The organism is Sphingobium scionense (genome assembly GCF_014197035.1).
Lineage (GTDB): Bacteria > Pseudomonadota > Alphaproteobacteria > Sphingomonadales > Sphingomonadaceae > Sphingobium > Sphingobium scionense.
Genome location: NZ_JACIEU010000009.1, coordinates 198,392 through 218,513 on the forward strand (window position 1 = coordinate 198,392; position 20,122 = coordinate 218,513).

Annotated in this window: 19 protein-coding genes; 14 read left to right on the forward strand and 5 right to left on the reverse strand. The window is 65.0% G+C overall.

From position 1 onward, the window contains the following. Positions 1–69 precede the first annotated feature (69 nt). Entirely contained in the window at positions 70–2,685 is a 2,616-nt protein-coding gene (locus GGQ90_RS12735) for a TonB-dependent receptor plug domain-containing protein (RefSeq protein ID WP_188082466.1), read from the reverse strand. A 249-nt stretch (positions 2,686–2,934) separates the two neighbouring features. Beyond that, a complete protein-coding gene (locus GGQ90_RS12740) occupies positions 2,935–3,537 on the reverse strand; it encodes a TlpA family protein disulfide reductase (protein ID WP_188082511.1) in 603 nt (200 codons plus the stop codon). Positions 3,538–3,580: 43 nt separating this feature from the next. Here GGQ90_RS12740 and argH point away from each other — a divergent pair, with 43 nt between their 5' ends. Genes argH through GGQ90_RS12760 form a run of 4 tightly spaced genes read left to right on the forward strand, consistent with a single transcriptional unit; the run spans position 3,581 to position 7,269 of the window. Beyond that, positions 3,581–4,948 (forward strand): argininosuccinate lyase, encoded by a 1,368-nt coding sequence (argH, locus tag GGQ90_RS12745; protein ID WP_037517474.1) that lies wholly within the window; start codon positions 3,581–3,583, stop codon positions 4,946–4,948. A gap of 5 nt (positions 4,949–4,953) precedes the next feature. Then, complete coding sequence (locus GGQ90_RS12750) at positions 4,954–5,217, forward strand: hypothetical protein (protein WP_188082467.1); 264 nt, start codon at positions 4,954–4,956, stop codon at positions 5,215–5,217. A gap of 28 nt (positions 5,218–5,245) precedes the next feature. Then, a complete protein-coding gene (lysA, locus tag GGQ90_RS12755; protein ID WP_188082468.1) occupies positions 5,246–6,511 on the forward strand; it encodes a diaminopimelate decarboxylase in 1,266 nt (421 codons plus the stop codon). Then, on the forward strand, positions 6,511–7,269 hold the full coding sequence (locus GGQ90_RS12760; protein WP_188082469.1) for a siroheme synthase: 759 nt from the start codon (positions 6,511–6,513) through the stop codon (positions 7,267–7,269). The genes lysA and GGQ90_RS12760 overlap by 1 nt, the downstream gene beginning before the upstream one ends. On the opposite strand, the gene GGQ90_RS12765 is transcribed toward GGQ90_RS12760, so the two are convergent. Together GGQ90_RS12765 and GGQ90_RS12770 are read right to left on the reverse strand one after the other, a co-directional pair. Further along, complete coding sequence (locus tag GGQ90_RS12765) at positions 7,250–7,873, reverse strand: response regulator transcription factor (protein ID WP_188082470.1); 624 nt, start codon at positions 7,871–7,873, stop codon at positions 7,250–7,252. The genes GGQ90_RS12760 and GGQ90_RS12765 overlap by 20 nt on opposite strands. 52 nt (positions 7,874–7,925) lie before the next feature. Then, a complete protein-coding gene (locus GGQ90_RS12770; protein WP_188082471.1) occupies positions 7,926–8,579 on the reverse strand; it encodes a TetR/AcrR family transcriptional regulator in 654 nt (217 codons plus the stop codon). 90 nt (positions 8,580–8,669) lie between these two features. On the opposite strand from GGQ90_RS12770, the gene GGQ90_RS12775 reads away from it, so the two are divergent. From GGQ90_RS12775 to GGQ90_RS12785, 3 genes are read left to right on the forward strand one after another with little or no spacing between them, the layout of a single operon-like run. Beyond that, a complete protein-coding gene (locus tag GGQ90_RS12775) occupies positions 8,670–10,184 on the forward strand; it encodes an efflux transporter outer membrane subunit (protein ID WP_188082472.1) in 1,515 nt (504 codons plus the stop codon). Then, positions 10,177–11,313 carry an EmrA/EmrK family multidrug efflux transporter periplasmic adaptor subunit gene (locus tag GGQ90_RS12780; protein WP_188082473.1) on the forward strand — a complete coding sequence of 379 codons (1,137 nt, stop codon included), beginning with the start codon at positions 10,177–10,179 and terminating at the stop codon, positions 11,311–11,313. Before GGQ90_RS12775 ends, GGQ90_RS12780 begins: the two co-directional genes overlap by 8 nt. A gap of 25 nt (positions 11,314–11,338) precedes the next feature. Continuing rightward, positions 11,339–12,865: a DHA2 family efflux MFS transporter permease subunit gene (locus GGQ90_RS12785; protein ID WP_188082474.1), complete on the forward strand. Its 1,527-nt coding sequence runs from the start codon at positions 11,339–11,341 to the stop codon at positions 12,863–12,865. An 81-nt stretch (positions 12,866–12,946) separates the two neighbouring features. Here the strand turns inward: GGQ90_RS12785 and GGQ90_RS12790 are convergent, their stop codons facing one another. After that, a complete protein-coding gene (locus GGQ90_RS12790) occupies positions 12,947–14,344 on the reverse strand; it encodes an amino acid permease (protein ID WP_188082475.1) in 1,398 nt (465 codons plus the stop codon). A 149-nt stretch (positions 14,345–14,493) separates the two neighbouring features. On the opposite strand from GGQ90_RS12790, the gene GGQ90_RS12795 reads away from it, so the two are divergent. The 7 genes from GGQ90_RS12795 to GGQ90_RS12825 all read left to right on the forward strand — a co-directional run bounded on the left by GGQ90_RS12795 (position 14,494) and on the right by GGQ90_RS12825 (position 20,092). Next, positions 14,494–15,216 carry a hypothetical protein gene (locus tag GGQ90_RS12795; protein WP_188082476.1) on the forward strand — a complete coding sequence of 241 codons (723 nt, stop codon included), beginning with the start codon at positions 14,494–14,496 and terminating at the stop codon, positions 15,214–15,216. A gap of 193 nt (positions 15,217–15,409) precedes the next feature. Next, positions 15,410–16,900, forward strand: coding sequence for a signal recognition particle protein (gene ffh, locus GGQ90_RS12800; RefSeq protein ID WP_188082512.1), 1,491 nt, complete (start codon positions 15,410–15,412; stop codon positions 16,898–16,900). Positions 16,901–16,941: 41 nt separating this feature from the next. After that, on the forward strand, positions 16,942–17,391 hold the full coding sequence (gene rpsP, locus GGQ90_RS12805) for a 30S ribosomal protein S16 (protein ID WP_188082477.1): 450 nt from the start codon (positions 16,942–16,944) through the stop codon (positions 17,389–17,391). 5 nt (positions 17,392–17,396) lie between these two features. After that, positions 17,397–17,891, forward strand: coding sequence for a ribosome maturation factor RimM (gene rimM / locus GGQ90_RS12810; protein WP_188082478.1), 495 nt, complete (start codon positions 17,397–17,399; stop codon positions 17,889–17,891). A gap of 31 nt (positions 17,892–17,922) precedes the next feature. After that, positions 17,923–18,189, forward strand: a complete 267-nt coding sequence (locus tag GGQ90_RS12815; protein WP_188082479.1) for an antitoxin — start codon at positions 17,923–17,925, stop codon at positions 18,187–18,189. Then, on the forward strand, positions 18,186–18,584 hold the full coding sequence (locus GGQ90_RS12820) for a type II toxin-antitoxin system VapC family toxin (protein WP_188082480.1): 399 nt from the start codon (positions 18,186–18,188) through the stop codon (positions 18,582–18,584). The genes GGQ90_RS12815 and GGQ90_RS12820 overlap by 4 nt, the downstream gene beginning before the upstream one ends. After that, a complete protein-coding gene (locus GGQ90_RS12825; RefSeq protein ID WP_188082481.1) occupies positions 18,581–20,092 on the forward strand; it encodes a serine hydrolase domain-containing protein in 1,512 nt (503 codons plus the stop codon). The genes GGQ90_RS12820 and GGQ90_RS12825 overlap by 4 nt, the downstream gene beginning before the upstream one ends. The last annotated feature ends 30 nt before the right edge of the window (positions 20,093–20,122 follow it).

Here is a 20,122-nt window from a genome sequence, read left to right on the forward strand (position 1 = left end):
TATTTCTCCCCCCGAAGATCACAAAAAAAGGGCCGGTCCTTGGCGGACCGGCCCTTCATTTTTACGCGCTTAGAACTTGAAGTCGATACGCGCGTAATAATAGCCGCCGGCCGTGCTGTAGGGGCCATGGCCATAGGGCGTGTCATAGGCGCCCGCGCCGTTGATGTAGGGCGACTGGCCGACCGGTACAGTCACGCCCTTGAGCAGCTTGGGCACTTCGGGCTTCTGGTTGAACAGATTGTTCGCACCCAGCGAGAAGGTGACGGCATCGGTGAAGTCGTAGCTCACTTCCAGATCGGTGATCGGAGCGGCCTTGACCACGCCCTTGAAGTAGAGCTGGTCTGCGCCGCCGGCACCGTCCTGGATCAGGAAGCCGCCTTCGGGGACGATGATCGCACCGCTGCTGTCGCGTGCGGTGAAGCCCGGCCGGATCAGCATGCTGGTCTTGCCATAATAGGTTTCACGCAGGTTCAGGCTGAACGGGCCGCTCTTGAACAGGGCGCCGAACACGACCTTATAGTCGGGCGTCGAGTCTTCGATGTTGCTTTCCGATGCCGCGTTGAACAGCGGATAGCCGACCTTGTTGTTGGTGATCTTGGTCTTGTTGTAGTTGGCGTTCAGCGACAGGTTGAGCGAGCCGAAGTCCAGGGCCACCGGATAGGAGGCCGAGAAGTCGATACCCATCGTCCGGGTGTCGATGCCGTTGGTGAAGCTCTGGACGCCGACGGTCTGGAGCGCGGTGTCGAGGACGATGCCCGCCGCCGCCAGCGCGTCGAAGATCGCGGCCGCGCCCGGCTGGACGACGCCGCCCTGGACCGCGTTACGCGATGCGGTGGCGGTGATGCGGTCCTTGATCTTGATCATATAGGCATCGACCGTGACTGCCAGCTTGGGCACCGGACGCACGACGAAACCGGCCGAGAAATTCTTCGACTTTTCCGCGCCGAGCGGACCGAAACCGAGCAACTGGGCCGCCGGGGTGCCGGCAGGCAGCTGGGCGACGGCGCTGGTCGGGCCGACGTTGATGGTCGAATATTTCTGTTCGGCCAGGGTCGGCGCGCGGAAGCCGGTGCTGGCCGTGCCGCGGATCGCGAAGGCATCGCTGAAGTCGTAGCGGGTGGTGATCTTGCCGATCAGCGTGTCACCGAAATCGCTATAATCTTCATAGCGGCCGGCAAGGTCGACGCTCCAGCCATCGACCGGTTCGGCGATGAAGTTGACATAGCCGGCCTTGGAATTGCGGGTGAAGCGGCCCGCGTCGGTCGCCTTGTAGCCCGGGAAGGATTGAACGCCGGTCTTGTAGGTCGAATTCTCGTCGCCCTGGACGATTTCATACATGTCCTTGCGATATTCGCCACCGAACGCAAAGGTCAGCGGACCAGCCATGCCGACGTCGAATTCCTTGCGAATGTCGGCGTTGACCGTGGTCTGGCTCAGGCGGAAGCCGCCGTCATAGGCCTTGTCAGGCGTATTGGCCGTGCCGATGCCTGCGAGCGCTGCGGCATAGCTTTCCTGCCAGCGTTCGCGATGGGCCGACTTCTCGGTCCAGATCTCGTTCTTCTGATAGCCATAGGTGCCGCTGACGTCATAGGTCCAGTCGCTGCCGAAATCGCCCTTGGCGCCGACGGTGAAGCTATATTCGTCTTCGATCACATGCTGCAGCGGGACCATGCCGTAGGTGCCGGTATCGCCATAGCAGATGTTGGGATCATAAGCGGCTGAGGTGACATTGCCGCCCAGATTGCCGGTTTCGTAGCAGATGCGCTTGGGATGGCGATAGCCCTGCTTCGCCCAGCCTTCGCGACGCGACACGTCACCAAAAGCGTAGAGTTCGACGCCGCCGAAATCATAGCCGGCGTTGAAGAAGGCGACGTTCAGTTCCGACTTGGGCTGGCCACCATTGATGTTGGCCAATGCGTCGCCGGCGAGGTTCGACCATTGGGCCGGGGCGTTGGGCTGGAGCGTGCCGTCGAGCTGGGTGACCTGAACCTGGCCCTTGCCGAGCGTGGTATAGTCCTGGCGGCGATGGAACAGGGTCAGGTCGAAATAGCCGTCCTCGCCCAGCTTGAAGCCGACATTGCCCGAGGCGGAGAAGAGTTCGCCCTGGCTGTTATAATATTGACCACCGGTCACCTTGAAGGTGCCGCCTTCGGTCTGGTCCTTGAGGATGAAGTTGATGACGCCGGCGATCGCGTCGGTGCCATAGACGGCAGCGGCGCCTTCCTGGAACACTTCGACCTGCTTGATCGCGTCTGGCGGAATGAGGTCGATGCTGGGCGCGGCCGAGCCGGAGAAGGCGCCGAGCACCTGAAGGATACCGTTACCGTGGCGGCGCTTGCCATTGACCAGAACCAGCGTGTGGTTCGGCGACAGGCCGCGCAGACGGGCCGACAGCGAGAAGCTGGACATGTCGGTGCCCTGCGTCTGCGCCGTGAAGCTTGGCACGATCTGGGTCAGCACCTGATTCATGTTGGGCTGGCCGACGCGGCTGATCGCGTCCTCGCTCAGCACCTGGATCGGCGCTGCGGATTCCGCGGCCGACATGCCGATGGCGCGGGTGCCGGTAACGATGATGGCTGTGCCGTCGTCAGCCTGCGGTTCCTGCGGTGCTTCCTGTGCAATTGCAGCAGCAGACCAGGACGAAGCGGCAATCAGTGATAGTTTAAGAGCGGATAATCTTGTCATTTTATGCCCCCTGTTATGCATTATCTTGACACAGGGGAGAACGAGGCTTGGTGAAATAACCGCTATTGCAGTGCAAAAATTATGACTCGATATGAAATATTTCTGCTTCGTATCTAGTGTCGGATTCGTCAGCTTATTCTAGATTTGCAATGGTCTTCAAATGACAAGGCGGGATGTGCTGTGATGCATTTTGCAATCAACTGGAATGGCGGGTTTTTGATCCTGGTTCGTTATTGATTTACTTGTGCCTCATCCGCCTTTTGCAGTGGCGATGAGCTTGCGGGCTTCCGCGCCGGTCCAGTCCATCGCGCCGACGACGCGGGCGACTTCCTTGCCCTTGGCATCATAAAGGACGGTGGTCGGCAGGACGCCGGTGGCATAGCCCAGGCCGAGCTTGTTCTCCGGATCGGTCCAGCCCTTGAGGTGGGGCAGCTTGTGTTTGGCGAAGAAGGGCTTGATCGCGGCCTGGCCCTGCACGTCCTGCGAGATCGTCAATACCGCCAAGCTCCTGTCACCTTCGCTGTCACTTTGCGCGGCGAGGGCATCGAGCGTCGGCATCTCCGCGACGCAGGGCGCGCACCAGGTCGCCCAGAGATTGACCAGCAGCGGGCGGCCGGCAAAGTCCTGCAGGGTCGCCGTGCCGCCCTGCGGATTTTCGAACGCGAAGGTCGGCGCAGACGTGCCCGCCTTGCTGCGGTCGATCGTGTAGTTGAACGCGCCCTTGGCGCTCGCCCCTACAGGGGGCTGGGCTTCGTCGCTCGTCACCTCGCCGCTGGCGCTCGCATTGGCTTGCCCCGCAGGCGGGGATTGCCTATCGCATGCCGCCAGCCCAGCCAGCAGGAGCAGTGTCATTACCGAGCGCAAGGACGATATCATGGAAGCAGGCTCCAACAGCATGTGGGGTGGCCGGTTCGCGGCCGGCCCGGCATCGATCATGCGTGAGATAAATGCCTCCATCCCCTTCGACAAGCGCTTGTGGAAACAGGATATCGCCGGGTCCAAGGCGCATGTCGCGATGCTGGCCAAGCAGGGCATCGTCGATGGCGAGGATGCGCAGGCGATCACCGAGGGGCTGAATCGGATCGCTGCCGAATATGAAGCCAATGGCGTGCCGGTCAATCTGGACCTGGAAGATATCCACATGGTCACGGAGTCGCGGCTGGCCGAACTGATCGGCCCGGCCGCCGGGCGCCTGCACACCGCGCGCAGCCGCAACGACCAGGTGGCGACCGATTTCCGCCTGTGGGTCCGCGACGCCATGGATGAGGTGATGGCGGGCCTGGCCGGGTTGCAGCAGGCACTGCTCGCCCGTGCCGAGGAACATGTCGATGCGGTGATGCCGGGCTTCACCCATCTCCAGTCGGCGCAGCCGGTGACGCTGGGCCATCATCTGATGGCCTATTATGAAATGGTGCGCCGCGACCGCAGCCGTTTTGCCGATGCGCGCGTGCGGCTGGACGAATGCCCGCTGGGCGCCGCCGCGCTGGCCGGCACCGGCTTCCCGATCGATCGCCATGCCACGGCGGCGGCGCTGGGCTTTGCCAAGCCGACCGACAACAGCCTGGACAGCGTGTCCGACCGCGACTTCGCGCTCGACTATCTGATGGCCGCGACCCAGGCGTCGCTGCATCTGTCCCGCCTGGCCGAGGAGTTCATCATCTGGGCGAGCCAGCCCTTCGGCTTCGTCAAGCTGCCCGACGCCTATTCGACCGGCAGCTCGATCATGCCGCAGAAGCGCAATCCCGACGCGGCGGAACTGGTGCGCGGCCATGCCGGGCGGATCATGGGTTGCATGAATGCGCTGTGCGTGACGATGAAGGGTCTGCCGCTCGCCTATTCCAAGGATATGCAGGACGACAAGCCGCCGGTGTTCGAGGCGCACGACCTGCTGGGCCTGTCGATCGCGGCGATGACCGGCATGATCGAGACGGTGACGTTCCGCACCGACCGGATGCGCGGTTTGGCGGAGAGCGGTTTCGCGACAGCGACAGACCTGGCCGACTGGCTGGTGCGCGAGGGCGACATTCCCTTCCGCGAGGCGCATCATATCACCGGTCGTGCCGTGGCTGCAGCAGAGGAAGCCGGCGTGCAACTGGCCGACCTGCCGCTCGACACGCTCAAGGCCATTGATGCGCGTATCGACGATCGTATCTATGCGGTATTGACGGTCGATGCGTCGGTCGCCAGCCGCAAGAGCCATGGCGGCACGGCGCCCGATCAGGTGCGCGCGCGGATCGCCGCGGCGCGTGCGACACAGGAGTAAGGCAGATGGCACGGCATGTCCGCAACGGGCTGATGATCGGGGCAATGGCGCTGGCGCTGGCCTCCTGCGGTGGTCGTGAATCGCTCAAACCCGTGGCGGGCCAGAAACTGCCCGCCGTGCCGGTAGGGGCGGCGACCGCGCCGACGGCTGCCGACCTGACCGACGCCGGCACCCAGGCCCGCCCGGAGCGCAACGTGGAGTTGCTGACCCAGTCGCGCCAGCGCGGCAATGACGAATTCGATCTGCCGCCGGAAAGCCGGCCGCAATAATAGTCCCTATTCCCGCAAGGATCAGACCTTGGATCATTTCGATTATGTAGACGGCACCATGCATGTGGAGCAGGTGCCGATGGCGGAGATTGCGCAGCAGGTCGGCACCCCCGTCTATGTCTATTCGACCGCAACGCTGGAACGCCATGTCGGCGTGTTTCGCGAAGGGCTGTCCCAGCTCGACAATCCGCTGATCGCCTTTGCCGTGAAGGCCAATCCCAATGCCGCCGTGCTGGCGACGCTGGCGAAGCTGGGGCTGGGCGCGGACGTGGTATCGGGTGGCGAACTGCTGCGTGCGGTAGCAGCGGGCATACCGGCCGACCGCATCGTCTTTTCCGGCGTCGGCAAGACCGCCGATGAAATGCGGATCGCGCTGGAGCACGGCATCTACCAGTTCAACCTGGAAAGCGAACCGGAAGCCGAAATGCTGTCCGCGGTTGCGCTGTCGATGGGGAAGAAGGCACCGGTCGCCTATCGCATCAACCCCGATGTCGATGCCGGCACCCATGCCAAGATTTCGACCGGCAAGTCGGAAAACAAGTTCGGCATCCCCTATGCCCGCGCGCTGGAAAGCTATGCCGCCGCGCGCGACCTGCCGGGCCTCGATGTCCAGGGCGTGGCCGTGCATATCGGCAGCCAGTTGACCGACCTGGCGCCGCTGGAGGCGGCCTTCGTCAAGGTCGGCGCGCTGATCGCGCAGTTGCGCGCGGCCGGCCATGACATCCGCACCGCCGATCTGGGCGGTGGCCTGGGCGTGCCCTATGATCCCTCGCAGCCGCTGCCGCCGAGCCCGGCCGATTATGGCGCGATGGTGACGCGGGTGACGCAGGGCTGGGATGCGCGGCTGATGTTCGAGCCGGGCCGGGTGATCGTGGGCAATGCCGGCGTGCTGCTGTCGAAGGTGATCCGCGTCAAGCAAGGCGCGCAGGCGCCGTTCGTGATCGTCGATGCGGCGATGAACGACCTGATGCGCCCCAGCCTCTATGATGCCTGGCATGATATTCGTGCGGTGGCGCCCGCCGGAAGTCGGGAGATGGCCAACGTCGTCGGCCCGGTGTGCGAAACGGGCGATACCTTCGCCATGCATCGCGACATGGATGTGGTGGCCGCCGGCGATCTGGTCGCTTTCATGACGGCCGGCGCCTATGGTGCGACGATGGCGGGCACCTATAATAGCCGGCCGCTGACGCCGGAAGTGCTGGTATCGGGCGACAAATGGGCGGTCGTGCGCGAGCGGCCGCCGGTGCAGTCGCTGATCGACGGCGATATCATTCCCGACTGGGTCGCGGGCTGATGCATAGCCTACCCGTCTTCCTGCGGCTGGAGGGGCGGGCGGTCATCCTGACCGGAAACGGCGAGGCGGCCGATGCCAAGCGCCGGCTGCTGGAGCGCGCCGGCGCGCGCGTCGTCGGCGAGGATGATGCGGAAGCGCGGATCGCGATCGTGTCGGATGGCAACGCGGCGGTCGTGGCACGACTGCACGCGCGCGGTGTGCTGGTGAATGCGACCGACAAGCCCGACCTGTGCGATTTCACCCTGCCGGCGATCGTTGATCGCGACCCGGTGCTGATCGCGATCGGCACGGGCGGGGCGTCGGCGGGACTGGCGGCGGCGCTGCGGCAGCGGATCGAGGGACTGTTGCCGAGCGGGCTGGGCGATCTGGCGCAGGCGCTGTTCGCGGCGCGGGGGCGCTTGCGCGACCTATGGCCCGATGCCGGCGCGCGGCGGCAGGCGATCGGCAAGGCGCTGGCGCCCGGCGGGGCGATCGATCCGCTGGGCCTTGGCCCCGATGTCGATGTCTGGCTGGCGAAAAATCCGGAGGCGGACAAGGCCGAGCTATATCTCGTCCGGCTGTCCTCCGCCGATCCCGACGACCTGACCGTGCGCGATGCGCGGATGCTGGCGCTGGCGGACCGGGTCTATCATGATGCGTCGGTGGCGTCGGCGATATTGGACCGGGCGCGGGCGGATGCCGAACGGATCGCGGCGGATGGTCCGCCCGAACGGCTTGAAACCGGCCTCAGTCTGTGGGTCAGTTCTGTCGCGCGCTGAGGCGGGCGACTTCGTCCTGCAAGGCCTGGATCGAGGAGACGAGGCGGGCGCGATCCTGCTGCATTTCATGCAGGGCGTCGCGGGTCTCGCCCAGTTCCACGGCGCGGCGGGCGATGCGGGCATCGAGTTCGGCATTGTGCTGGCTGAGCATGCCGAGCCGTTCGGCGCGGGCGCACAGATGGCGCAGCCGCGCATCGAGCAGGTCGAAATCGAACGGTTTGACGATATGGTCGTCGGCGCCCGCCTCCAGCACTTCGACGGCGGACTGGCTGTCGATGCGGCCGGTCAGCATGACGATGCAGGCATGGGGGGCGAGCGCGGCAGAGCGTATGCGCTTCATGGTCGTCACGGCGGGCAGCATCAGCAGGTCCATGTCGATCAGGATCAGGTCGACCGGACGCGTGACCAGCAGGTTGAGCGCGATAAAGCCATTTTCGGCCAGCACCACGTCGTAGTTAAGTCGTGACAGGCGGCGGGCGATGACGGCGCGGGCGGTCGCATTCTCGTCGATCAGCAGCACGCGCAGCCGACGCGAGGCGGTGGCCCCGTTTTCCGGCTGCTGCGCGACGATCTGATGAAGGGGCATGCGCTTGAAAAACGGCATTGGATAGCAACTCCTGCGATCGGCAGGATAGACGCTGGCGGCAAAGAAATGGTTAACGCGCCATGCCCTCGGCGCCATAGGCGCGCAGGAAGATGTCGACGGCGAAGGCGGCGTCGCTTTCCATCTGCTGCGGCGTGACCCGTTCGATCTGGCTGAGCAGCAGCAATTCATGGCAACCCGATGTCGTCAGGCGCATCAGCACGCGGGCGGCCTTGTCAGGATCGTCGCGGCGCAACCGGCCGCGATCCATCGCGCCTTCGAGGAAGCGGGCGAGCAGCATTCGGGTATGGCTGGGCGCCATTTCATAGAAGATGCGGCTCATTTCCGGGAAACGACTGCCTTCCGACGCGATCAGGCGGTGCAGGGCGATCGCTTCGGGCGATGTCACCTTTTCGAGCAGGCTGAGCGCGGTGCGGTGCAGCGTCGAGGCGAGGTCGCCGCCAGGGTCCAATATTTCCGAAAGGCGCGCGCGATAGGTGCCGGTCGCATTTTCGAGAACCGCGCGAAACAATTCCTCCTTTGACGGGAAATGATTCCACAGCGTGCCCTTCGACCCGCCCAATATGGCGGCGATGGCCGACATGCTGGTCGCGGCATAGCCATTTTCCAGAAAATGCCGGGCAGCCACCTCCAATATCGTCTGGCGCCGGTCGAGGCGGCGGGCCTCCCGGCGACTGGGGGCCAAAGCTTTTTCCGGGCATGTCATATAAGCGTACCATAGAGTACGCTATTTATATTGACAAGGGTGGTACGGCGGGGCAAAGGCGATTTTCATACTGGATGGTACGGTTTGGATATGTCCGTGAGTCGCATCAGTTTTTCCATTCGCATCGGCGGTATTGCAGCGACAGCGCTGCTTCTGGCCGGCTGTGCTTCAATACCCGATCTGGGCGACAAGCCCGAGATTCGCGCGCCGCAGAGCGTGGAGGCCGGGCGCAGCCTGAGCGCCGACACGGTTGCCTGGCCCAGCGAAAATTGGTGGAGCGCCTATGGCGATCCGCAACTGACATCGTTGATCGAGGAAGGGCTGCGCAATTCGCCCGACATGGCGGTGGCGCTGGCGCGTTTCCGCCAAGCGACGGCGATGGCCCAGCAATCGGGCGCGGCGCTGCTGCCCACGGTCGACGCCACGGCCAATGCCGGCGTGACCAAGCAAAGCTATAATATGGGCATGCCCAAGGATTTCGTGCCGCAGGGTTGGCTGGGCACCGGCAAGGTCGGGCTGGACTTTGGTCTGGACATCGACCTGTGGGGCAAGAACCGGGCGTCGCTGGCGGCGGCCACGTCGGAGGCCCGCGCGGCCGAGATCGACGCGCAGCAGGCGCGCCTGGCGCTGACCACCGCGATCGCCGATGCCTATGCCGACCTGGCCCGCCTCTATGACGAGGCGGAAATCCAGGAGCGCACGCTGGCAATCCGCACGGCCAGCCAGAAGCTGGTCGCCGACCGGCGGCAAAATGGCCTGGAAACGCGCGGCAGCGTGCGCCAGGCCGATGCCACCGTGTCCTCGGCCAAGGCGCAACTGGCGGCCGCCCGCGTGGCAATCGAGCTGCGCCAGCATCAGATCGCCGCGCTGATCGGCGCCGGGCCGGACCGTGGCCTGGCGATGACCCGGCCGCAGATCGGGCAGCTGGCGCCGCTGGGCCTGCCGGCGGACGTCACCACCAATCTGGTGGCGCGTCGCCCCGACGTCGCGGCCGCGCTGGCCCGGACGCAGGCCGCCGCCAGCCGGATCAAGGTGGCGCGGGCATCCTTCTATCCGGCCGTGAGTCTGAGCGCCCTGATCGGCGTCCAGTCGCTGGGTTATGAGACGCTGTTCACCGGCACCGGTGCTTCGGGCGGTTCGACGTCCTTCGCGGACAATCTGTTCAAGAAGGATTCGCTGTTCGGCAGCGCCGGCCCGGCGATCAGCCTGCCGATCTTCCATGGCGGGCAGTTGCGCGGCCAGTATCGCGGCGCGCGCGCGACCTATGACGAGGCGGTCGCCAGCTATGACAAGACCGTGCTGGGCGCCTATCAGGACGTCGCCGACGCGGTGACCAGCCGCCGGACGCTGGACCAGCGGCTGACCGACGCCAAGGCGGCGCTGACCGCGTCGCAGGATGCCTATGGCGTCGCCCAGCAGCGCTACAAGGGCGGGCTTTCCACCTATCTCGACGTGCTGAACGTCGAGGACCAGCTGCTCGCGGCGCGTCAGTCCGTCGCGCAGCTGGAAGCGAGCGCCTTCTCTCTCGATATTGCCCTCATTCGCGCGCTTGGCGGCGGCTTTGCCGCGAGCGACGCTCAGTCCAAGGATCGACCCAATGGCTGATGCCGCCACCGAAACTTCCCCCGAACTGGCCGAGCAGCGCGGCAATGCCCGCAAGACCTGGCTGACCCGTCTGGCGATCGCCGTGCTGGTGGTCGGTGCCCTGTGGGCGGCCTGGTATTTCCTGATCGGGCGCAATCATGTCAGCACCGATAATGCCTATGTGAATGCGGAGGTCGCCCAGGTGACACCTTTGCTGTCGGCGCAGGCGATCGAGGTCAACGTCACCGACACCCAGACGGTGAAGCGCGGCGACATTCTGGTGAAGCTGGACCCGACCGATGCGCAGATCGCGCTGCAGCAGGCCGAGGCCGATCTGGCCGATGCCCGTCGCCGCTTCCGCCAGACGAGCGCGACCAGCGGTTCGCTGTCGGCGCAGGTCGAGGCGCGTGGCGCCGACATCGTCCAGGCCCGTGCCCAGTTGGCGACCGCGCAGGCCGATTTCGACAAGGCCCGCATCGACCTGCAGCGCCGCGAGGCACTGGTTTCGGGTGGTGCGGTTTCGGGCGATGAAGTGACTTCTGCGCGCAAATCCTATGCCGGAGCCAAAGCAGCGCTGGACCTGGCCCGTGCCGGTGTCGAGACTGCGCAGGCGACCCGCAATGCCGCCACCGGCCAGCTGGCCGCCAATGATGCGCTGATCCGCGGTTCGACCGAGGAAAGTGATCCTGCGGTGATGGTCGCCAAGGCGAAGCTGGAAGACGCCAAGCTGGACCTGGAACGCACGATCATTCGCGCGCCCGTTGACGGCGTGGTGACCAAGCGTGCGGTCCAGATCGGCCAGCGCGTGGCGCAGGGCAGCCCGATCATGAGCATCGTCCCGCTCTCGCAGGTCTATGTCGACGCCAATTTCAAGGAGCGCCAGCTGCGCCATGTGAAGGTGGGCATGCCCGCCACGGTCGTGGCCGACATCTATGGTGGCGACGTCGTCTATCATGGCAAGGTCGTGGGCTTTTCCGGCGGCACCGGTTCGTCGCTGTCGCTGATCCCGGCGCAGAACGCGACCGGCAACTGGATCAAGGTGGTCCAGCGCCTGCCGGTCCGCATCGCACTCGACCCCAGGGAACTGGCTGCGCATCCGCTGCGCGTCGGCCTGTCCACCGAAGTAGAGATAGACCTGGCCGGCGAGTGAGCCGGCCTAGCAAGGGAGCAGAGGCGTGAGCGGCCCCGAAACCTATAATCTGCTCTCGCCACGCACCCGCACGCTTGCCGGGCTGGTGCTGGCGCTGAGCAACTTCATGGTCGTGCTCGACCTGACCATCGCCAACGTCTCGGTGCCGCATATTGCCGGCAACCTAGGCATATCGGGCGACCAGGGCACTTGGATCATTACATCCTATGCGGTGGCAGAGGCGATCTGCGTGCCGCTGACCGGCTGGCTGGCGCTGCGTTTCGGCGTGGTGCGGACCTTCATCTGGGCGATGATCGGCTTCGGCTTCTTCTCGATGATGTGCGGCCTGTCGAGCACGTTGGGCATGCTGGTTGCCGCGCGCCTGGGACAGGGCATTTGCGGCGGGCCGATCATGCCGATGTCGCAGACCCTGTTGCTGCGCATCTTCCCCCCGGAATTGCGGCCGCGCGCCATGGGCCTGTGGGCGATGACGACGCTGCTTGGCCCTGCCATGGGGCCGATCGTCGGCGGCTATATCAGCGACAATTGGAGCTGGCACTGGATCTTCTTCATCAACCTGCCGATCGCGGCGCTGTGCGTGTTCGCGGCGATGGCGATGTTGCGGCCGGTGGAGACTGAGACCGCGCACCAGCCGATCGACAAGATGGGCCTGTTCCTGCTGATTTTCTGGATCGGCTGCCTGCAGGTCATGCTGGATATCGGCCGTGACCATGACTGGTTCTCCGATCCGCTGATCCTGACGCTCGCCATCCTGGCCGGCATCGGTTTCATCGTCTTCATCATCTGGGAACTGACCGAGGAGCATCCGATCGTCGATCTGCGGGTGTTCCGGCATATCGGCTTTTCATCGGGCGTCTTTACCCTGGCACTGGCCTTTGGTGCCTATTTCTCCAGTATCGTGGTCATCCCGCAATGGCTGCAGATGTCGATGGGCTATACCGCGACCTGGTCCGGCATCGTCACTGCCTTCACGGCGATGGCGGCAGTGATGAGCGCGCCCTTTGCCGCGCGTTTCACCGGCAAGGTCGATCCGCGCATCATGATCTCGGGCGCGGTCTTCTGGCTGGGCTGCATGACGCTGTGGCGGGCGCACTGGACCAGCGGTATCGACTTTTTCGGGCTGGCGCTGCCGCAGTTCGTGCAGGGCTTTGCCATGCCCTTCTTCATGATTCCGCTGACGACGCTGACCCTGGGGTCGGTGCCGCCGAGCGAGACGGCGTCGGCCGCCGGCCTGCAGAATTTCCTGCGGACCATGGCGATCGCGATCGCGACGTCGCTGGTGCTGACCGGATGGAGCGACAGCCAGCGCGTGTCGCGCAACGAACTGGCCGGCGCCTTGCAGCCCGACGATGCGCAGCGCGCGCTGTCGGGTATGGGGATGTCGACCGAGCAGATCCGCCAGACCATCTCCAACCTGGTGGAGCAGGAGGCGATTGCCATTTCGGTCGACTATGTCTTCTTCATCTCCGCGCTGGTGCTGTTCGCGGCGGCGGTGATCGTCTGGCTGGCGCCCAAGCCGAGCGGGCCGGTGGACACGTCCGCGGCTCACTGATCGACGCCCGGTTCAAGGTAAAGAAAAAGCCTCCCGTTGCCGGTGCAGCGGGAGGCTTTTTCGTTTTGGCGAGTTGATGCCTCAACGGGCGGCGGCAGCGCGCTTCTGGCCGTAGAGGAAATAGACGGCGAGGCCGATCGCGTTCCAGATCAGGCAGGCATAGATGGTCTTCATCGGCAGGCTAAGGAAGAGATAGGCGCAGCCCAGCACCGCGCCCAGGCCGACCAGAGTTGCCGCCGGGGTACGGAACGGGCGCTTGAGGTCCGGCGCACGGCGACGCAGGATCAGCAGGCAGGCGCCGACGGCGGTGAAGGCGATCAGCGTGCCGGCATTGGCGAGCGCGGCGATCTGATCGATTGGCAGCACGCCGGCGATCACCGCGACCAGTATGGCGGTGACGGCGGTGATACGCGCAGGCGTGCCACGCTTCGAGATGCGGGCGAGAGATTGCGGCAGGAAGCCGTCGCGCGCCATCACCAGGAAGATGCGGCTCTGGCCATAGAGGAAGCCCAGCAGCACGGTCGGCAGGGCAATGACGGCGGCGATCGCGACGATCCGGGCGATCGACCCCTGGCCCATTTCGCGCAGGATGAGCGCGAGCGGCTCCGGGCTGTCGGCAAAGCGGGTGAAGGGCATGGCGCCAACCGCTGCGGCAGCGACCAACACATAGATGAGGGTGCAGATGATCAGCGAGCCGACGATGCCGATGGCCAGGTCACGGTCCGGGTTCTTGGCCTCCTCCGCTGCGGTCGAGATCGCGTCGAAGCCGTAGAAGGCGAAGAAGATGATCGCGGCGGCGGCCATCACGCCGCGCTCGATGCCGTCAGGCCCCATATGCTTGGCAAAGCCGAAGGGCATGAAGGGTTCGAGATGCTGGGCGTCGAAGGCGGGCAGGGCGACCCAGACGAACAGGCTGAGGGTGGCGATCTTGATCAGCACCAGCAGCGTGTTGAGCCGGGCGCTTTCGCGCGTGCCGAACATCAGCAGGGCGGCGACGACGGCGATGATGAAAATGGCGGGGATGTTGATGAAGCCGCCAAGCTCCGGTCCCTTGGTCAGCGCTTCGGGAAAGCCGAGCGGGGTGAGAAGCGGGGCGGCATAGCCCGACCAGCCCACCGCCACGGTCGAGACGACCAGCGAATATTCGAGGATCAGGCTCCACCCCACGATCCAGGCAATGCCTTCGCCCAGCACGACATAGGAGTAGCTGTAGGCGCTGCCCGCCGCCGGCATCATGGTCGACAATTCGGCATAGGCGAGCGCGGCGCAGGCGCAGATCGCGCCGGCAATGGCGAAGGAGACGAGGACGGCGGGGCCGGCGCGATCGGCGCCGACGCCGATCAGGGTGAGGATACCGGTGCCGACGATCGCGCCGACGCCCAGCGCCAGCAGATGCGGCCAGGACAGGGTGCGCGCCATGCTGTGGCCGCCTCCCTGGGGCGTCATCGCCTCCATCGGCTTGCGACGTGTCCAACTCATAGAAAAGCTCCCCCTGTTATGCGGTCTGTGGCGGGTTTGCTGGCGCAAACGACGGGCGGGCGCAAGCGCCGAGCCGGAACGTGGCGACTTCTTACAATATCGGGTGCCGCCGCTGCGCTAATATTGCGAGACAGCGGGAGGTCGAAGCAATGGCGACGGCAATCGATATCGTTGAATGGCAGGCGCGTGAACGGCGCATCTTCACCGGCATGGCGGCGCTGGTCGCCGTCACCGTGGTTGGCGGCTTCGGCAGCTTTGCTCTGCGTGGCTATGTCGACGTGGCGACCGTGCCCTGGTGGGTGCATGTCCATGCGCTGTCGCTGCTGGCATGGACGCTGCTGTTCCTGGCGCAGGCGCTGCTGGTGGCGCAGCGGCGGACCGATCTCCATCGCCAGTTGGGCTGGGTTGCGGCCGGGCTTGCCTGCTTCCTGATCCCCTGGGGCATTGCGACGTCGATCCTGGCGGTGCAGGTGGGCCGGGTGCCACCCTTCTTTCCGTCGGGCATATTCCTGGTGCTGGGGCCGCTCGACATGCTGGCCTTTGGTTCGCTGACGCTGGCGGCGATCCTGCTGCGGCGGCGGAGCGACTGGCACAAGCGGCTGATGCTGTGCGGGACCATCGCGATGATGGAGCCGGCATTCGGCCGGATATTGCCGATGCCGTTGCTGGGGCCATGGGCGGGCGCCTGCGCGACACTGATGCAATTGCTCTATGTCGGGATCGCGATGCGCGTTGACGTCGGTCTGCGCGGCGCGGTTCATCCCGCCTATCGCTGGGGACTGGCTGTGATCGCCGGGCGATTGCTGCTGGTCGAGTTGCTGGGGCGCACGACGATCGTCGTTGGGGCGGCTGCCGCGCTGGCTGCGGGATAGCGGACTTGCGCTTGCGGCCGCTTTGGCTTAAGAGGCGCCCTGCATCCGGGACTCTGGTCCTGGAACCCTGACGACTCCAGGATATCCAAGAGGGATATCGAATGGACGCTGGCCGGCGAGTTTTCGCCCGCCGGCGATTTTGTCGTTTTGGGGTGGCGCATGGATTTTCCGGGCCTTGGCCCGAATTGAGGTGATGATGTTCGATTCGCTAAGCGATCGTCTCGGTGGGGTATTCGACAAGCTGCGTGGGCGCGGTGCGCTTACGGAGGACGATGTCCGTGCCGCGATGCGCGAAGTGCGAGTCGCGCTGCTGGAAGCCGACGTGGCGCTGCCCGTGGTCCGCCAGTTCGTCGATCAGGCCACCGAAAAGGCTGTCGGCAGCGATGTGCTGCGGTCGATCACGCCCGGCCAGATGGTCGTCAAGATCGTTTCCGACACGCTGACCGAGACGCTGGGCGCAGAAACAAGCGACCTGATGATCGACGTCACGCCGCCCGCCGTCATCATGATGGTCGGCCTGCAGGGTTCGGGCAAGACGACCTCGACCGCTAAGATCGCCAAGCGCCTGAAGGACAAGGAGCGCAAGAAGGTGCTGATGGCGTCGCTCGACGTCCAGCGCCCGGCCGCGCAGGAGCAGCTTGCCGTCCTCGGCACTCAGATCGATGTCGCGACCCTGCCGATCGTCGCCGGCCAGCAGCCGGTCGACATCGCCAAGCGCGCGCTGCAATCGGCCAAGCTGCAGGGCTTCGACGTGGTCATGCTCGACACCGCCGGTCGACTGCATGTCGATCAGGCGCTGATGGACGAGATGAAGGCGGTCGCCGACGTTGCCAATCCGGCGGAAATCCTGCTGGTGGTCGACTCGCTGACCGGCCAGGACGCCGTGAACGTTGCGACCAGCTTTACCGCACAGGTGCCGCTGACCGGCGTTGTGCTGACCCGCATGGACGGCGATGCTCGTGGCGGCGCCGCGCTGTCGATGCGCGCCGTCACCGGCCGTCCGATCAAGTTTGCCGGCACCGGTGAAAAGCTGGATGCCCTTGAGCCTTTCCATCCGGCCCGTGTTGCCCAGCGCATCCTGGGCATGGGCGACGTCGTCAGCCTGGTCGAGAAGGCCGCCGAGTCGATCGACGCCGAGGAAGCCGACAAGCTGGCCAAGAAGATGGCCAAGGGTCAGTTCGACATGAACGACCTGCGCAGCCAGCTCAACCAGATGCGCCGCATGGGCGGTCTGGGTGCGCTGGCGGGCATGCTGCCGGGCCTCAAGAAGGCGCAGGCGGCGATGGCCAATAGCGGCGCCAACGACAAGACGCTGCTGCATCTGGACGCGATGATCGGGTCGATGACCCCCAAGGAGCGCGAGAAGCCCGCGCTGATCAACGCCAAGCGCAAGATCCGTATCGCCAAGGGCGCCGGCCGCACCGTGCAGGACGTCAACCGTCTCCTGAAAATGCATCAGGAAATGGAATCGGCGATGAAGAAGATCCGCAAGATGGGAGGCCTCAAGGGGCTGGCCAAGATGTTCACCGGCGGTGGCATGGGTGGATTGGGCGGCCTGGGTGGTCCGGGCGGCGCGGATGGGCAGGGCGGTCCGCCCGACCTGTCGGGTCTGGGTGGCCTTGGTGGCCTGGGCGGCAACATGCCCAAGCTTCCGCCCGGCTTTCAGAATTTCATGAAGAAATAAGCAATTTCCGTAATTTGGTTTGAATAGAAAGGTCTAGTTCCATGGCAACCTCCATCCGTCTGTCGCGCGGCGGCTCCAAGAAGCGCCCCTATTACCGCATCGTCGTGGCCGACAGCCGCGCCCCGCGTGACGGCAAGTTCATCGAGCGCATCGGCAGCTACAACCCCGTCCTGCCCAAGGGCGACGAAAAGCGCGTCATCATCGACGTCGAGCGTGCGAAGCACTGGGTTGCCGCCGGCGCCCAGGCGACCGACCGCGTTGCCCGCTTCCTGGACGCCGCTGGCGTGAAGGAACGCGCTGTGCGCAACAACCCGAAGAAGGCAGAGCCGGGCCAGAAGGCCAAGGATCGCGCTGAAGATCGCGCCGCCAAGGCTGCCGAAGCTGAAGAAGCCCGCATCGCTGCCGAAGAAGCTGCCAAGGCTCCTGTCGAAGCGCCTGCTGAAGAAGCCGCTCCCGCCGAGGAAGCTGCTGCCGAACAGGCTGAGGGCTGATCCTCTTGACCGACAAGCCCGTCACCCTGGCCGCGATCATCGGTGCCCATGGCGTGGCGGGCGAAGTCCGTCTGAAGCTGTTTGGCGAAGGGGCCGAGGCCCTGAAAAGCTACAAGAGCTTCGATGCGGCCGGGCGCGTACTGACGTTGAAGTCGGTACGCCCCGGACCCAATGGCGCAGTGGCCCGCTTTGCCGAGATCGGCGATCGCGGCGCGGCCGAAGCTATGCGGGGCACGGCACTGACCGTTCCGCGTTCCGCCCTGCCGCTTTTGCCGGAGGGCGAATATTATCATGCCGACCTGGTCGGCCTTCCCTGCACCAGCAGCACCGGCGAGACGCTGGGCGAGATCGTCGCGGTCGAGAATTTCGGCGCCGGCGACATCATCGAGGTGCAGCGCCCGTCGATCGAGGGCAAGCCCGGCAAGCGCTTCATGGCGCCGATGCATGTGGTGGTGCTGAGCGAGGACGGCGCCGTGATTGACGCGGCTTTCGCCGAATAGTATATACGCCCCGTATATACGGAGCTTCTTCATGGGCGAAGAATATCGGGCCAAGGTCTTCAAGTCGGGAAACAGCCTGGCCTTGCGGCTGCCTAAAAGCCTGGGTCTGAACGACGGCGAAGAGGTCGTCATGATACCGCATGCCAATGGCAGTTTTTCCTTCTGGAAGCAGGATCAGCAGCGCGACATCCTTTTGTCCCTGTTCGGCAGCATGTCGGCCGGCTTCATGGCGGAGGGACGTGGGGACATCGACCAGGGTGATCGCGATTGGATCGGGTCAGCACCGGCTGCAACATGACGCAGGTTGCCTATCTGCTCGACACCAATGTTTGCATTGATTTCCTGCTCGGACGGAGTGCCCGGCTGGCGGAACGGATGGCGGCCGAGTTCGATCGCCTGTCGGTTTCCGCCGTCACCGCTGCCGAATTGTGGGTCGGCAATCGCGGCTCGCGCGATCCGGTCGGCGACCTGCGGCGCGTCGATACATTTCTTGCCCTGCTGAATGTCTTGCCGTTCGATGATGCGGCCGCGCGCACCTATGCCGAGATGGTGCGCATGGTGGGGGTGCGCCGTCGCGGTTTCGATCGATTGATCGGGGCGCAAGCGATGGCGTCGGCCATGGTGCTGGTGACGTGCAACGAAAAGGATTTCGCCGATATTCCTGGCCTGGCAGTGGAGGATTGGACCGCATGATAACCATGGCCGTGCGCATGGTGGCCCTGTTGGGATTTCTGTCCATCCTGTCTGAGCCGGCTGTGGCTGCCGATGCCAGGAAGATCGACGCGGCCATCCCCGAGATTGACCGTCTCTTCGCCGATTTCCAGGTCGACAGCCATGCGCCGGGCCTGGTCTATGGTATCGTCGCCGATGGCAGGCTGGTCCATGTGAAGGGCTTTGGCGCGCAGGATCTGGTGCAGAAGCGGTCGGTGACAGCGGACACCCTGTTCCGCATCGCGTCCATGACGAAGGCGTTCACGGCGCTGTCGATCCTGAAGCTGCGGGAAGAGGGCAAGCTGTCGCTTGATGATCTGGCCGAGACTTATGTGCCGGAAATGCGCGGCTGGAGCTATGCGACCAAGGATAGTCCACGCATCCGCATCCGCGATTTGCTGACCCACAGTGCTGGTTTTGTCGATGATAACCCCTGGGGCGACCGGCAGACGCCGCTGCTCGACGCGGACTTCACCCGGATGCTGGAGCAGGGCGTGCCGATGAGCAGCGCGCCGGCGACCCATTATGAATATTCCAACTTCGGCTATGCGCTGCTGGGGCGGATCATCGCCAATGTCTCGGGCATGCCCTATCGCCGCTATGTCGAGCAGAGCCTGTTGACGCCGCTGGGCATGGCATCGAGCGGCTATCAGGTGAGCGAATGGCCGACTGCGCGACGGGCGCTCGGCTATCGCTGGGAGGACGGGCGCTGGAAGCGCGAGCCCGACATGGCCGATGGCGCCTTTGGCGCGATGGGTGGATTGCAGACCAGCGCCAATGACTATGCCCGCTGGCTATCCTTCCTGCTGTCGGCCTGGCCGCCGCGCGACGCGGCGGAGAGCGGCCCGGTCGGTCGGGCGTCTGTGCGGATGCTGGCGGAAGGCAGCAATTTCATGAGCGTCGCCCAGCGCAACGGCAAGAGCGGGGCGACCGCCTGTCGGCAGGCGGCGGCCTATGGCTTTGCGATGCGGATCGCGCAGGATTGCGACCTGGGGCTGACACTGTCCCATGGCGGAGGCTATCCCGGCTATGGCAGTCATGTGATGCTGATGCCGGATTATGGTGTCGGCATTTTCGTCTTCACCAATCGCACCTATAATGGCGGGGCGGGTGCCGCCTGGGATGCGGCGATGCTGTTGCAGAAGGCGGGCGCGCTGATCGCGCGGGAGGTGCCGGTCGGTCCGTTGCTGGCGCAGGGCTATGCCGCGGCAGGGCGCATCTATGCGTCGGGCGATGTGCTGGCCGCCCGCGACAATCTGGCTATGAATTTCCTGATGGATGTTGATGCTGCACATTGGGGCAAGCGCCTGGCGGCGTTGAAGGGAGAGGTCGGTAGCTGCGCGGTCGATGCGCCGGTGAGCGCGACCGGCAATCTGTCGGGCAAGTTCACCTGGGCCTGCGAGAAGGGGCGGGTGGCGGGCAGCCTGTTGCTAGCACCGACCGCAGACGCGGAAATCCAGGAACTGAAACTGGAAGTCAAGGCGCCCTGAGGCGCGCGCGATCGACAGTTCCCCCTGCGG